Source organism: Rhodospirillaceae bacterium, assembly GCA_016722635.1.
GTDB lineage: Bacteria > Pseudomonadota > Alphaproteobacteria > JAEUKQ01 > JAEUKQ01 > JAEUKQ01.
Window position 1 is genome coordinate 517,100 of record JADKIX010000003.1, and the last position, 13,261, is coordinate 530,360.

Genomic DNA, 13,261 nt, shown 5'->3' on the forward strand with positions numbered 1-13,261 from the left:
CCCGCTATCTATTCTTCATCCTGTTATTCAAATCTGCCGCCAAATTTTTTGGGCGATGGATTTGAATATTTGGCTAATGGGATGATCCGGTTGAATGACAACCAATGGTTTTCCAATGTCTGAAGTCTGTCTTAGGGTTAAATCCAACGGAATATGGCCCAGAAATTCCGTCTTTGACTCCTCCGCTTCATGCGCAGCGCCGCCATGACTGAAAATATCGCTTTGCCCCCCACAATGGGGACAGATAAAATAACTCATATTTTCAATCATGCCCAGTATGGGGATATTCACTTTACGAAACATATTCAAGCCCTTGCGGGCATCCAGTAGGGCTATATCTTGAGGGGTTGAAACAATGACCGCCCCGTTTAGGGGAACTTTTTGCACAAGCGTTAATTGTGCATCCCCGGTACCAGGGGGCAGGTCAACCACCAAAATATCCTTCTCCCCCCAATTGGTATCATTAAGTAACTGCTGGATTGCCCCCATCACCATTGGCCCCCGCCAAATCAGCGGCGCGCTGATATCCACCAAAAAACCCATCGACATGCAGGCCACCCCAAATGCTTCGGGCGGGGTAAATTTTTTATTTTCTTGCAATTGCGGTTTCTTATAGGGAATTCCCAGCAAAGCTGGCTGAGATGGCCCATAAATATCCGCATCCAAAATACCCACCTTAAGCCCTAAACCCGCCAAGGCAACCGCCAAATTGGTTGTAACAGTTGATTTGCCAACCCCTCCCTTGCCGCTGGCAACCGCAATAATTTTTTTAATGCCCGGAACAGGCGGGATAGCAGCGTTTCTTAAGGGTACAGGTGCTGTGGTTTTTGAGGGTTTTTCCGCCGTCCATACAATTTTAATATCCCCAATCCCCGGAAGTTTTTTTAGGCAATTTTCTACCTGCTGCTGAAACCAGTGTTGCTTTTCGGCACTTCCTTGTAGCAACGGGTTGTTGAGCACTATCAAGACATTCCGTCCTTGCAGTTGAATGCTTTCAACAATTTTCGGATCAGGGATCAGTAAATCCTTGCTTGGCAACCGAAAGGTCAGTAAATGTTGGCGAATGTCATGGTCGGTAATCATATGTTACAGCCTTTTTGTTAGCGCGTTTTTTTGGGCCAGCGATAGTGGGCGTTGAATTTTTGAGTCATCGACGAAAATATTTTTTATGATTTAGCAAGAGTTTGCTTGTCTTTTTATAAATTCAGAACAAAATAAGAATTCGGAAAGTACCCGTATTGGTATATTTTATTACCTGCCGCTATTGATTAATTACGTTTTGATTTTATATTATATGGCCACGACCACTTCTTAAAGGGAAAAATTATTTTATGGCTTGGAATCAACAAAAGAATCCATGGGGACAAGATCAACCCAACTCACCATGGGGACGCGGCAACCCCAGCCCTAATGATCCCGATCCAGATAATACAGGTAATCAGGGGGGGAAAAACCGTTTTAAAGATTTTTTACCAACCGGCAATCCCTTTAATAATCGCCGCACCATCGCTTTTATTATTGTGGCTGCTGTTGTGGTATGGATGGCCACTGGCTTTTACCGGGTTGATGCCAATGAGTTAGGTGTTGAAACAATTTTTGGCCGGTATGTGGCCACTACCACGCCTGGGTTGAATTATAATTGGCCTGCCCCAATCGGCGGTGTCTCAACCCCTAAAGTCACCGATGTCAACCGGGTTGAAATCGGGTTTATTGCCAGTGGCGACAGCCAACGGATTGCCAGCCGGGATAAACCTGTTGAAAGCTTAATGTTAACGGGTGATGAAAATATTATTGACGTTCAGTTTGTGGTATTCTGGCAAATCAAAGATGCGGAGGATTTTACCTTTAATGTCCGCGATCCAGAGGCCACGGTTAAAAATATCTCCGAAAGCGCCATGCGGGAAATTATCGGCCGCAATCCCTTTGACCGGGCCCGCACCCTCGGCCGCAGTGAAATTCAGAACCAAGCCCGGGAATTGATCCAGAATGTTTTGGATTCCTATGAAACCGGGATCGTGATTACCAATTTGCAAATGCAGAAAGTTGACCCACCCCAAAGCGTGATTGATGCGTTCCGCGATGTCCAAGCCGCCCGTGCGGACAAAGAACGCACCATTAATGAATCGCAAGCATATTTTAATATTGTGACCCAGCAAGCGGAGGGGCAAGCCCAACAAATCCTTAAAACCGCAGAGGCCTACCGGGAAGAGAAAGTGTTGATTGCCTCCGGTGAAAGCCAGCGTTTCCTAGCAATTTTGACCGAATATCAAAAAGCACCGGAAACCACCCGCCAACGTCTTTATATGGAAACGGTTGAGCAAATTTTACAAGGGATTCCCAAGGTTTTACTTGATCCAAACCAAGGCGGTATTTTACCTTATCTGCCCCTGGATCAGCTGTTGAAGCAGCGAAAGCCACCGGTACCGTAATTGATTTTGCACAAGGATTAGAAATTCATGCGTCCAATCATTCGCAATAGCCTTCTCATTGTTTCAGCTGCATTTTTGGTTGCCGCTGCGTATGATTCCATTTTTTTTATTCCCGAGGGACAAACAGGGGCGGTGACTGAGGGTTGGAAGGAAGAGAGAATTGTTCGTGTCGTAGGGTCGGGTTGGCATATAAAGTGGCCCTTCATCCAAGAAGCTGGCTATCCTTATTACATACAGTTACCGTCCGATTACCAAGATTAAATTCATAAAGGATTAAAAATTCATGCGCCCTGTGCTTCGCAATACCTTACTGGTGATTTTGGCCATTTTCCTGATCACCGGCTATAACTCCCTTTTCATTGTGCAACAATATGAAAAAGCGTTGGTGCTGGAACTCGGGAAACCAATCCGTGTTGAAGGGCCTGGGTTGCATTTCAAGCTGCCCTTTGTCCAAGATATTGTGTATATCGATGGCCGCATCTTGAATTTGGATGCCCCACCGCAAGAGGCCCCCACTTCTGACCAAAAACAGGTGATTGTGGAATCTTTTGTCAAGTTCCGCATTGTTGATCCGTTGAAGTTTTATCAAACCATGCAAACGATTGAGCAGGCCCAACAGCGCTTAGGATCAGTTGTGAATTCCAGTGTGCGTAATTTATTGGGACAAGTTCCTTTGGAAACGATTTTAACAGATAAACGCAGCCAACTGATGGAACAGGTAAAATTGTTGGTTGACACGGAAGTTGGACAATTCGGCATCAAAATCATTGATGTGCGCATTAAAAGGATGGATTTGCCGGAAGAAAACAGCCAAGCGGTATTCCGCCGGATGCAAACCCAGCGCAAACAAGAAGCCAGCCGTTTCCGCGCCGAAGGCGAACGGGATGCCCTGTCTATCCGCTCAGAAGGCGATAAGCAAAAAGTGTTAATTTTAGCCAATGCCCAAAAACAATCTGATATTTTACGGGGGACAGGTGATGCCGAGGCGGCTGGCATTTATAGCGATGCCTATGCCAAAAACCCACAGTTTTTTGAATTTTACAGATCCCTGCAATCATTGCGGACATCGTTAACAACGGATACCACCACCTTTATTGGCGCCCCAACAGGCGACTTCTTCCGTTTCTTTTATAAAATGAACGGCAAATAATGCGCTTACAGGGATTAATATACATAGGGCTGATGACAAGATAAGCTGGATTACGTCAGCCCCTTACTGCCATTTCCGGCAGCTAGCTGCTTATCTGATTGGGGGTTAGCAAAGTTGATCCAACGCTGGTATTTCCTGTGAATTACTGGTATAGTCAAAAAAATTATACATAGGTTGAATTTATTGCAGGAAAATTTTCATGCGCGTATCCGCCCTATTGATGCCCATCAATCGTTTGATCTGTTTTGTTGTGGCTGTTCTGAGTTTAGTATTGATAGGATTACCCACCTCTTTCGCTGAACCTGAAGATTTCCATCTATTGGCAGCAAAATTACTGCCAGCAGTCGTTAATATTTCAACCGTCCAAACAAGCCGCAATTCCTCCGATGATTTTCAAGGAAGCGATAGTTTTTTAGAAGATTGGTTCGGTGGCAATAACCAACCCGGTTTTGAAGAACAACAGGAATCACTTGGCTCCGGCTTTATCATTGATGCCACTGGCTATATTGTAACCAACAACCATGTGATTGAAGGGGCACAGCGGATTTCCGTTAGGCTTTATAACAATAAAACCTATCAGGCTAAATTGGTGGGTACTGATCCCAAAACCGATTTAGCCTTACTCAAAATTGAATCGCCGCAACCCCTGCCCTTTGTCCCTTGGGGTGTTTCTGAGGATGCGAAAATCGGCGAATGGATTATGGCCATCGGCAATCCTTTCGGTTTGGGCGGTTCTGTCAGCATCGGCATTATTTCCGCAAGCCAGCGGAATATCCACGATGGGCCTTATGATGATTACCTGCAAACCGACGCCGCTATTAATAAAGGCAATTCCGGTGGCCCGATGTTTAATGTCAGGGGTGAAGTCATCGGCATTAATACGGCAATTATTTCCCCATCCGGCGGCAGTATTGGGCTTGGGTTTGCCATTTCTTCTGATTTGGCTAAAGGGATTATCGAACAACTGCGGCAGTTTGGCCAGGTTAAAAGGGGTTGGTTGGGGGTCAACATTCAATCAGTTAGCGATGAATTAGCAAAAGAATTAGGTTTAGCAACCGGTGCCGGAGCACAAGTTTCTGGCGTGGTTGCAAGCTCCCCTGCTGAAAAAGCGGGCATTCAGAAAGATGATGTCATCTTAAAAATTGGCAGTTATACAATAACTTCCCCGCGGATCTTACCCCGCCTGGTGGCAGAAACAAAAATCGGTACGAAAGTTCCCGTTATTTTGATTCGAAATAAAAAACAAATGACCGTTCAAGTGGAGATCCAAGAGTTACAGGAAAAAACCACCCAGACCCCTGATAGTTCGACTGATCCTAAGCTTGCCGGGACTAATATTTCGGAACTTGGGCTGATTGTTGGGGCGTTGGATGCGACCCTGCGCCGCCGTTTTGACATCCCAAAGCAAGTATTGGGATTGGTTGTTTTAAATGTAGAGACCGGCAGTGCTGCGGCTCAAAAGGGGATTAAAGCCGGTGATGTGATCACCGAAATCACCCAAAAACCGATCCGTCAACCCGATGACATTATTGCCCGTTTAAAAGAAGCCCAGCAATTAGGGCATAAAGTGCTGACCGTATTAATTATCCGGCAAGGTGATTATCAATGGGTAGCCCTAGCTATACCACCTGCGGCGACAGCACCCACCCCGCAATAATGCGAGCGGATTTAAAGGTTTATATCAGTCATTTTTCTGGCTGACGGATTTGTTTATGTATATACCACCTGTCATCATTATCAGTGGCCCTACCGCGTCTGGAAAATCCCAGATCGCGATGGAGCTTGCCGCCCAGTTTAACGGCAGCATCGTAAATGCCGATAGTATGCAAATATACCAGGAAAGCGTTATCCTAAACGCCCGCCCTTCCCCACTTGATATGCAACAGATACCCCATTATTTATATGGCGAAATTTCCCTTAGGCACCCTTGTTCCGTGGGGCTATGGCTGGATTGGTTTAGGGAATTATTAAAACAGCCCCTTCTTTCCGGCAAACCCCTTTTCGTCGTGGGCGGCACGGGGCTATATATTAAAGCCTTGACTCAAGGCTTAGCGGTTATACCACCCGTTCCGGCTGTGATTAAAGAAGAAATTGAAAAATCTTGGCAACAATTGGGGCCTGAAAGCTTTTATCACCAATTCCAGCAAATTGATCCCTTGATGGCCCAGCGCCTGCACCCAAATGATAAGCAGCGGTTAATACGGGCTTGGTCCGTCAAACAAGCAACCGGAAAGTCTTTATCTGAGTGGTGGCAAACCGGAAATCCGGCGTTACCCATCAAATATCTCCTGGCAACCTTAATCCCTGAACGGCCGTTTTTATATGCAGCTTGCGACCAACGCTTCCTCAAGATGATGAAAAAAGGCGGGGTGGAAGAAGCCGCCGCCATCTACCAAATGAAATTACCGCCCCACCTGCCCGGCATGGGTATTTTGGGTTTAAAAGAATTATTCGCCTATTTTGAAGGTGCCATCACACTCGAGCAAGCCATTATGCTTGGCCAACAAGCAACCCGTCAATATGCCAAACGGCAAACCACCTGGTTTCGCAACCAGCTGCCAAACGCTATCCCCATCCCCATTGATTCGCGGGAACAAGCTGCCATCAAAAAAGTAACGAGAACCCTGGGGGATCAGATCAAGGATTTTCTTGCCAACCTGAAATAGCCGTTTTCCAATCATTTTTTTTGGTAACGGCACGACGATTCTGATTTTTTTTGACTCAAGGATATAAACGCTGAATGGCCCAGCCTTGGCTGTTTTGTTGATATTGGATACGATCATGCAGCCTTGAGGGCTGATCTTGCCAAAATTCCCACCTACTGGGCGTTAACCGTAATCCTGACCAATAAGGCGGCCGCGGCACAGCTTTTCCTGCAAACTGCTGATCAAACCTTTTCACCCTGGCCTCTAGTTCGGCCCGTTCGGCTAAAAAGCGCGACTGTAGCGAGGCCCAAGCGCCAATTTGGCTGCCGCGGGGACGGTCTGAGAAATAGGCATCTGCCTCAGCTTGGCTAATGATAGCAACCTGGCCTTGCAAGCGCACACTGCGTTTTAATGCCTTCCAATGGAAACAAAGCGCCGCCAAAGGATTAGCCATTAAATCTTTACCTTTTTGGCTTTCCAAATTGGTATGAAAAACTAACCCATCTTGATCATAATGCTTCATCAAAACGATTCGCACAGATGGAAAACCATCGGCCGAAATGGTCGCCAAACTCATGGCACTCGGATCATTTGGCTCGGTTTGGCACGCTTGATCATACCAAGCTTTAAAAAAATCCAAGGGGTTTTTAGGAATCTCAATCATCATTATATATCCTATTTACTTTGCCCTTTATCTTACAAACAACGGCCTTAAAAGGGAATAAATTTTTAGGGGGTATGTTTTTTATAACAATGGCCGCCAGTAAGCTTGTTATTACTGCAAAAAACCTGTATGCTGCTGGAGCGCTTTAAAAGTGTTTAATAGAATGAATGCAAGATAAGCAGCTCAATCTATAATAAGGTACATAATGGAAAAGGAGAAGATGATGATACAAGGTTTTATTCAACGGTACCGCCTGCTGAATTTGGTAACCGTTACCGCTGCAACCATTGGGCTTACGGCTTGTGCAGGCATGGGGACTAAAGAAACAGTCGGAACTTTGGGCGGAGGGGCGCTGGGTGGGTATGCTGGCTCCCAAATTGGCAAGAAGGGCAGTGCAGGCAATTTGGCCGCAACCGCTGGACTAGCATTGCTGGGCGCTTGGTTTGGGAATGAGATTGGTAAATCACTTGATCGCGCCGACCGCTTAAGCGCAGAAAGATCAGCGTTAGAAGCTTTTGAATATGCGCCTGATGGTCAGCAACGCAGTTGGCAAAACCCCAATAAAAACACCAGCGGTTATACCAAGCCAACCCGCACCTATAAAAGCCAGACCCGTAATTACGAAGTTTGCCGTGAATATCAATCATCGGTCGTGATTGACGGCAAAATTGAAACCGCGACCGGTACTGCTTGCCGCCAACCCAACGGCACTTGGCAAATCATCAGCTAAATATGCCTTCGTGATCAGGGGGTTCCGTACCCCCTGATCTACTCCTTATACAATTCTTCTCGTGATCAGCATGATAAAAGGAATAAGAGTGGATTTATCTTGATGATAGGCCCTGTTCCCACAAATAATTTTTACATATTGCTATGCAAGGCTTGACAAAATCCTGATTCTTGCGTGTTATGGGCTTGGAATATAGTCAATAAATGTATTTATATTGTCTTCTGGCTTTTCAAGCCGTTGATATCAAATCAGAGTTAATCTCATGAACACAGCTTCCCAAAAAGGACTTATGAGCGGCAAACGTGGCCTGATCATGGGTGTTGCCAATGACAAATCAATTGCCTGGGGCATTGCCAAAGCGGTTGCAGCGCAGGGGGCAGAACTTGCCTTCACCTACCAAGGCGAGGTTTTGCAAAAAAGGGTTTTACCCTTGGCTGATAGCCTAGGCGCTAAATTGGTATTGCCTTGTGATGTAACTGATGATTCAAGCATTGATAAGGTTTTTGACCATTTGGCCAGAAATTGGGGGACATTGGATTTTGTCGTTCATGCGATTGCCTTTTCCGATAAAGATGAATTAAAGGGAAAATACTTAAATACCAGCCGCAAAAATTTTGCCATGACCCTGGATATTTCCTGCTTTTCCTTTACAGCTATTGCCCAACGCGCTGCCAAAATGATGAACCAGGGCGGCAGCCTGCTTACATTGACTTATTTCGGCGCCGAGCGCGTCATGCCCCATTACAATGTGATGGGCGTTGCCAAAGCGGCCCTTGAGGCTAGTGTCCGGTATCTGGCGATGGATATGGGCGCACAAGGCATCCGGGTTAATGCTATTTCCGCAGGCCCCATTAAAACCTTGGCCGCTTCAGGCATTGGGGATTTCCGTTTTATCTTACGCTGGAATGAATTAAATTCTCCCCTTCGCCGTAATGTGACGATTGATCAAGTAGGTGGATCCGCCCTTTATTTATTAAGCGATTTATCAGCTGGTGTAAGCGGGGAAGTCCACCATGTGGACAGCGGCTATCACGTCAATGGCATGATCCGCACCGACACCGCTACCCAATCGGCAGAACTTTTGAAAAGTTTTGAAACCAAGCAAGATTTATCGCTTTAAATATCTAAAATATTTTTCTTCTGATGGCGGATTGACGGTTACATTTGCTTTTAAAAAGCTCGGATTGACAGAGAACATGGTTGGGCAAAATTTTTTAAAATAATATGGTAAAAAAGACTTTCCTCTCAAAGTAGCCTATCCTATTAGGTTGGGCGCTTTAATAAAGCGACGGCTTCCAAATGCGTTGACCATAAGAATTGATCGATGGGAAATATTTTTTCCAATCGGTAGCCCTGTTGTGTAAGGATTTGCAAGTCCCTAGCCAGCGTTTCGGGATTGCACGATACCGCCACAACATAAGGCACATGACTGAATGCCAATTGCTGCATTTGCGGCAAGGCTCCTTGACGGGGTGGATCAAAAATCACCGCCTCAAACATGTTTAACTCTTGCGTTGAGAGCGGATATTTGGCCAAATTCCGGCATTCGGTGGTTAATTTGGCGGTTAACTGAAACCGGTTGGCTGCTTTATTCATGGCTTCAATAGCTGAAATATGGCCTTCAACTGCATGCACGGTTTTACCGCTTTTTGCCAACGGAAAACTAAAGGTGCCGCACCCTGCAAATAAATCGGCGATTTTCTTAGCGGGTTTAAGATAATCTCCTATTAATCCTTGCATATAGGTTTCGCTGGCTTTGGTCGGTTGAATAAAAGCTTCCGTCGGCAATTCAATCGCTATTTGCTGCCAGTAAACCAAAGGCGCAACTTCTTGATAAATCACATCAAAACCTTTGCCCTCTTGTTGCCATTCAAGGCGGCATAATCGGTTAAGACCTGCAAATTCCGTCAGCAACAGGCGGGACTGCACGGAAAGAACGATTTTGGCCTTGAGCAACAGATCAATGCCATTATCCGCCTTGATCAAAAAAACTTCTAATTCTTGGCGTTTTTTTAATATCGCTTGCAATAATTGGCGCAAAGGCCTGATCAGTCGCTCAAGTTCCGGCAGCATAACCGGGCATTCCTGGATATCAATAATTTCATGGCTGCGGTAACGCTGAAAACCCAGCAGCAATTGTCCGTAGACATTTTTAGAGGCAATCAGATTAACTCGCCTTCTGGTTTTGGGGGGCACAGAAAAAAGCGGGGATGGATCAATTGTTAGTCCCTGCTGGTGAAAAGCCGCAATCAATGATTGCAATTTCCATTGCTGATAATTTTCTGGCTTTAGATGCTGTAGGGCGCAGCCGCCGCATTCTTCAAAATGCTTGCAAACTGCTTGAATATAATCTTGGCCATTTTGTACCCGAGTCAGCAATTTGGCTGAGATAAGATTCGGCTCTTCTGCAATAATTTCAACCCGAACCCGGTCACCCGCCGCCGTGAAGGGAACCAGCACCTCTTTACCCTGCCAAGAGGCAATGCCTAACCCTTGTTGATTGAGGCTTTGAATGATTAATTCGACGGTATGTGAAACCTTGTCTGTCATTTTTCTAATGCTGTTTCCTGGGTTATCAGCTGTTCGCCCTTGATACCCGGCTGCTTGGTGGCGGCAATCAGAAATTCGCGGTTGCCATCCGTACCCGTGATGGGGCTATCTGTTATGCCCATGACCTGCCAACCCGGCTGCTGTTGCAACCAATTTTCGATATCTTGACATACAGCTTGATGCAGCAAGGGATCACGGACAATCCCCCCCTTGCCCACCTGTTGCCTGCCCACCTCAAATTGCGGCTTAATCAACGCGATCACCCAACTATCCTCGGCGGCCAGTTGAAGGGCTGCGGGTAATATAAGCTTTAGACTAATAAAGCTGGCATCACACGTAATCGCCTGCAAAGGCTCAGAAATTTGTTGATCAGTTAAATAACGGGCGTTGGTTTGATCTAATATTTTTACCCGGGAATCTTGGGCAATTTTCCAAGCCAATTGCCCCCGCCCCACATCCACCGCATAAATCTTGGCTGCCCCCTGCTGCAATAAAACATCGCAAAAACCACCGGTTGAAGCGCCGATATCCAAACATATCTTCGTTTGCGCCGATAACTGAAAATAATCCAAGGCATGTGCCAACTTAACCCCTGCCCGGGACACCCAGGGATAGGGCTTGCGTTCCACTTCTAATATATTTTCTTCCGAAAATTGTTGGCCAGGTTTTTCAACCAAGCGCCCTTTGTTCCGCACCACCCCCGCCATAATAAAAGCCGCCGCTTGGGTGCGGTTGTCAGCCAGTTTTTGCTGGACCATCAATTGATCGGCGCGCCATTTTTTTGTCATCATGACATCCATTTTATAGCTAAAACCGACCCCTATAACCATCGGTTTTATAGTAAAAACGAACGGTGAGCAAAATGGCAGCCGTGGCAATACCAGCAGCTAACCCCCACCATATGCCAGCCGCCCCTATCCCCCAGCTAAAGCACAATATCCAACCCAACGGATAGCCGATGATCCAATAGCCGGTTGTGCCTGCCCAAAAAGCTGCCATGGTATCTTTCAAGCCACGAAGTGCCCCCCCGGCAATGGCCTGGGTTGAATCAAACACTTGAAAAAATGCACAAATAAACAGAAATTGACTGGCCATTTCGATAACCGCGAAGGCATTTTCCTGATCTGGCTGTAAATAAATATGGATGATGTTTAAGGGGAACAGCACCGTAATACTGGCCATCACCACCATATAAAGAAAGCCCGTAGATAAAGAAACCGTGCCTGCCATCCGCGCCTGCCTTATATTTTTTTGTCCCATAAAATACGCGACCCGGATGGAACTGGTGTACAGCAACCCAATCGGCACAATAAACGCAACGGTCATATAACTGATAACAATATTAGCAGCTGCCAGTTCAACCGCACCAATCGCCCCCATGGTTAAGCTAACGGCCAGGAAAAGGCTGTTTTCAGCAACATTGATAGCAGCCACTGGCCAGCCAGAGCGCAAGATTTCTTTGCATTCCTGAAAGTCAGGCGATGCCCATTTTTTAAAAATACGGTACGTTTTAAGGATTGGGTCTTTGGTAATCTGCACCGCTAAAGCCAGTAACATCAGCCAACAAATAATACTGGTTGCAAGCCCTGCCCCAGCCACCCCCATGGCAGGAAACCCCCAATGGCCATAAATGAATATATAATCTAGAAAAAAATTTAACAGCAACCCTAAAACCATGATGGCGGCAATCAGCTGTCCGCGCGCCAAGGTTGAAACAAATCCCCTGAGTGCCGAGAACAATATTTGAGGCAAAATACACCAAACAGCCGTACCCATATAATGGTCCACTTCTTTAACCACGGCCGCTTCTTGATCGAGCCACAACAGGATATAACCCAAGTTTAGGCACAGAAGAGTAATGGGTATCGCCATGAAAAAACCTAAGCCTAATCCTTGACGGACACTGTGGGTAACACCTACCGGGTTATTTTGCCCATGAGCGTAGGATGCGCGTACAGTCGCCATGGTCAATAAGCCGGTTGAAGCCAATAAAAAAGTATAAAGCGCCCCGGTTGCAAGACCTATTGCCCCCAGTGGTATGACCCCTAAAGGGGCAACCATTAAGACATCCGTGGTCAACATGCCAATACTGGCAAAAATGGTTAAAATTACCGGTCCGGCAATGGGCCACTGCGCGGAAAATTCGCGGCCCCAGCGTACCAAAAAACTTGGTTGCATCGATTCCCGCCTTTCCAAGCGCCTCTAATGGCGCCTATTTACCACAAAATCCGCCATTGCTTTTAAAAGATCAGCTCGGTCTTCAAAAAGTGATAAATGATTCTTCGCCTGTTCGGCCAAAAGTTTGGCTTGAGACCGTGCTCGATCAACCCCCAAAATAGAAACAAAAGTGGCCTTTCCCGCCTGAGAATCCCGTCCCACCGATTTTCCAACCGCTTCCTCCTTCCCCTCAACATCCAATAAATCATCAACGATCTGGAAAGCTAAACCCAAATCATTGGCATAGGCTCGTAAAGCCTGGCGGGGATTATCAGAAGCTTTCCCCAAAATCGCCCCTGCTTCACAAGAGAAACTAATAATTGCCCCTGTCTTCATGCGTTGCAAGCGGGTAATGGCCCCAATATCCAAATGGGTATGTTCTGCCTCCAAATCCATCATTTGTCCCCCGACCATTCCCTCAGCCCCCGAGGCTTTAGCCAAAGCCGCCACCAATTCACAACGCACCATGCTATCGCTATGGGTGGCAGGATCCGCCAATACCTCAAAAGCATAGGTTAATAACCCGTCGCCTGCCAAAATACCGGTGGCTTCATTAAATTTTTTGTGGACAGTCGGCAATCCGCGCCGCAAATCGCTGTTATCCATGGCTGGCAAATCATCATGGATCAAGCTATAGGAATGCAGCATTTCAATGGCGGCGGCCACCCGCAAAGCACTGATTTCCGACACGTTAAACAATTTAGCGCTAGCCAACACCAAAAATGGCCGAACCCTTTTGCCGCCGTTCATCACCCCATATTTCATAGCTTCCGTGACCTTTTTCTCAGGCCCTGTGGCAACTGGCAACAAGTGGTTAATCATGACATTGACGGTTTTAGCAACTTCACCCAAAGCTTGCTCAAATGTTACCAAAGC

13 protein-coding genes are annotated in these 13,261 nt (G+C 46.5%); 7 read left to right on the plus strand and 6 right to left on the minus strand.

Annotated elements, in window-relative coordinates; translation table 11 throughout:
- Window positions 1–27 precede the first annotated feature (27 nt).
- Window positions 28–1,083 carry an Mrp/NBP35 family ATP-binding protein gene (locus IPP67_02760; protein MBL0338116.1) on the minus strand — a complete coding sequence of 352 codons (1,056 nt, stop codon included), beginning with the start codon at window positions 1,081–1,083 and terminating at the stop codon, window positions 28–30.
- Between the two features lie 248 nt (window positions 1,084–1,331).
- Between IPP67_02760 and hflK the strand changes: the two genes are divergently transcribed.
- From hflK to miaA, 5 genes are all read left to right on the plus strand, one after another.
- On the plus strand, window positions 1,332–2,429 hold the full coding sequence (hflK, locus tag IPP67_02765; protein MBL0338117.1) for an FtsH protease activity modulator HflK: 1,098 nt from the start codon (window positions 1,332–1,334) through the stop codon (window positions 2,427–2,429).
- Window positions 2,430–2,456: 27 nt separating this feature from the next.
- On the plus strand, window positions 2,457–2,690 hold the full coding sequence (locus IPP67_02770; GenBank protein MBL0338118.1) for a hypothetical protein: 234 nt from the start codon (window positions 2,457–2,459) through the stop codon (window positions 2,688–2,690).
- A 22-nt stretch (window positions 2,691–2,712) separates the two neighbouring features.
- The gene (locus tag IPP67_02775; protein ID MBL0338119.1) at window positions 2,713–3,579 is read left to right on the plus strand and encodes a protease modulator HflC; all 867 of its coding nucleotides are present in this window, start codon (window positions 2,713–2,715) and stop codon (window positions 3,577–3,579) included.
- A 220-nt stretch (window positions 3,580–3,799) separates the two neighbouring features.
- Window positions 3,800–5,236, plus strand: coding sequence for a Do family serine endopeptidase (locus IPP67_02780; protein MBL0338120.1), 1,437 nt, complete (start codon window positions 3,800–3,802; stop codon window positions 5,234–5,236).
- A 55-nt stretch (window positions 5,237–5,291) separates the two neighbouring features.
- Window positions 5,292–6,245, plus strand: coding sequence for a tRNA (adenosine(37)-N6)-dimethylallyltransferase MiaA (miaA, locus tag IPP67_02785; protein ID MBL0338121.1), 954 nt, complete (start codon window positions 5,292–5,294; stop codon window positions 6,243–6,245).
- A gap of 55 nt (window positions 6,246–6,300) precedes the next feature.
- Here the strand turns inward: miaA and pdxH are convergent, their stop codons facing one another.
- The gene (gene pdxH / locus IPP67_02790) at window positions 6,301–6,888 is read right to left on the minus strand and encodes a pyridoxamine 5'-phosphate oxidase (protein ID MBL0338122.1); all 588 of its coding nucleotides are present in this window, start codon (window positions 6,886–6,888) and stop codon (window positions 6,301–6,303) included.
- A 223-nt stretch (window positions 6,889–7,111) separates the two neighbouring features.
- Between pdxH and IPP67_02795 the strand changes: the two genes are divergently transcribed.
- Together IPP67_02795 and fabI are read left to right on the plus strand one after the other, a co-directional pair.
- Window positions 7,112–7,618 carry a hypothetical protein gene (locus tag IPP67_02795; GenBank protein MBL0338123.1) on the plus strand — a complete coding sequence of 169 codons (507 nt, stop codon included), beginning with the start codon at window positions 7,112–7,114 and terminating at the stop codon, window positions 7,616–7,618.
- A gap of 262 nt (window positions 7,619–7,880) precedes the next feature.
- Window positions 7,881–8,738: an enoyl-ACP reductase FabI gene (gene fabI / locus IPP67_02800; GenBank protein ID MBL0338124.1), complete on the plus strand. Its 858-nt coding sequence runs from the start codon at window positions 7,881–7,883 to the stop codon at window positions 8,736–8,738.
- A gap of 143 nt (window positions 8,739–8,881) precedes the next feature.
- Here fabI and rlmD read toward each other — a convergent pair whose 3' ends face one another.
- Genes rlmD through IPP67_02820 form a run of 4 tightly spaced genes read right to left on the minus strand, consistent with a single transcriptional unit; the run spans window position 8,882 to window position 13,207 of the window.
- Window positions 8,882–10,168, minus strand: a complete 1,287-nt coding sequence (gene rlmD, locus IPP67_02805; GenBank protein MBL0338125.1) for a 23S rRNA (uracil(1939)-C(5))-methyltransferase RlmD — start codon at window positions 10,166–10,168, stop codon at window positions 8,882–8,884.
- On the minus strand, window positions 10,165–10,956 hold the full coding sequence (locus tag IPP67_02810) for a TlyA family RNA methyltransferase (GenBank protein ID MBL0338126.1): 792 nt from the start codon (window positions 10,954–10,956) through the stop codon (window positions 10,165–10,167). The genes rlmD and IPP67_02810 overlap by 4 nt, the downstream gene beginning before the upstream one ends.
- A gap of 19 nt (window positions 10,957–10,975) precedes the next feature.
- Window positions 10,976–12,346 carry an MATE family efflux transporter gene (locus IPP67_02815; protein MBL0338127.1) on the minus strand — a complete coding sequence of 457 codons (1,371 nt, stop codon included), beginning with the start codon at window positions 12,344–12,346 and terminating at the stop codon, window positions 10,976–10,978.
- Between the two features lie 24 nt (window positions 12,347–12,370).
- Window positions 12,371–13,207, minus strand: a complete 837-nt coding sequence (locus IPP67_02820; GenBank protein MBL0338128.1) for a polyprenyl synthetase family protein — start codon at window positions 13,205–13,207, stop codon at window positions 12,371–12,373.
- Window positions 13,208–13,261 lie beyond the last annotated feature (54 nt).

Excerpts from the sequence above, each read along its gene's own strand:
- IPP67_02760 (MBL0338116.1), bottom strand. The coding sequence starts at position 1,083 with ATGATTACCGACCATGACATTCGCCAACATTTACTGACCTTTCGGTTG.
- hflK (MBL0338117.1), top strand. The coding sequence starts at position 1,332 with ATGGCTTGGAATCAACAAAAGAATCCATGGGGACAAGATCAACCCAAC.
- IPP67_02770 (MBL0338118.1), top strand. The coding sequence starts at position 2,457 with ATGCGTCCAATCATTCGCAATAGCCTTCTCATTGTTTCAGCTGCATTT.
- IPP67_02775 (MBL0338119.1), top strand. The coding sequence starts at position 2,713 with ATGCGCCCTGTGCTTCGCAATACCTTACTGGTGATTTTGGCCATTTTC.
- IPP67_02780 (MBL0338120.1), top strand. The coding sequence starts at position 3,800 with ATGCCCATCAATCGTTTGATCTGTTTTGTTGTGGCTGTTCTGAGTTTA.
- miaA (MBL0338121.1), top strand. The coding sequence starts at position 5,292 with ATGTATATACCACCTGTCATCATTATCAGTGGCCCTACCGCGTCTGGA.
- pdxH (MBL0338122.1), bottom strand. The coding sequence starts at position 6,888 with ATGATTGAGATTCCTAAAAACCCCTTGGATTTTTTTAAAGCTTGGTAT.
- IPP67_02795 (MBL0338123.1), top strand. The coding sequence starts at position 7,112 with ATGATACAAGGTTTTATTCAACGGTACCGCCTGCTGAATTTGGTAACC.
- fabI (MBL0338124.1), top strand. The coding sequence starts at position 7,881 with ATGAACACAGCTTCCCAAAAAGGACTTATGAGCGGCAAACGTGGCCTG.
- rlmD (MBL0338125.1), bottom strand. The coding sequence starts at position 10,168 with ATGACAGACAAGGTTTCACATACCGTCGAATTAATCATTCAAAGCCTC.
- IPP67_02810 (MBL0338126.1), bottom strand. The coding sequence starts at position 10,956 with ATGACAAAAAAATGGCGCGCCGATCAATTGATGGTCCAGCAAAAACTG.
- IPP67_02815 (MBL0338127.1), bottom strand. The coding sequence starts at position 12,346 with ATGCAACCAAGTTTTTTGGTACGCTGGGGCCGCGAATTTTCCGCGCAG.
- IPP67_02820 (MBL0338128.1), bottom strand. The coding sequence starts at position 13,207 with ATGATTAACCACTTGTTGCCAGTTGCCACAGGGCCTGAGAAAAAGGTC.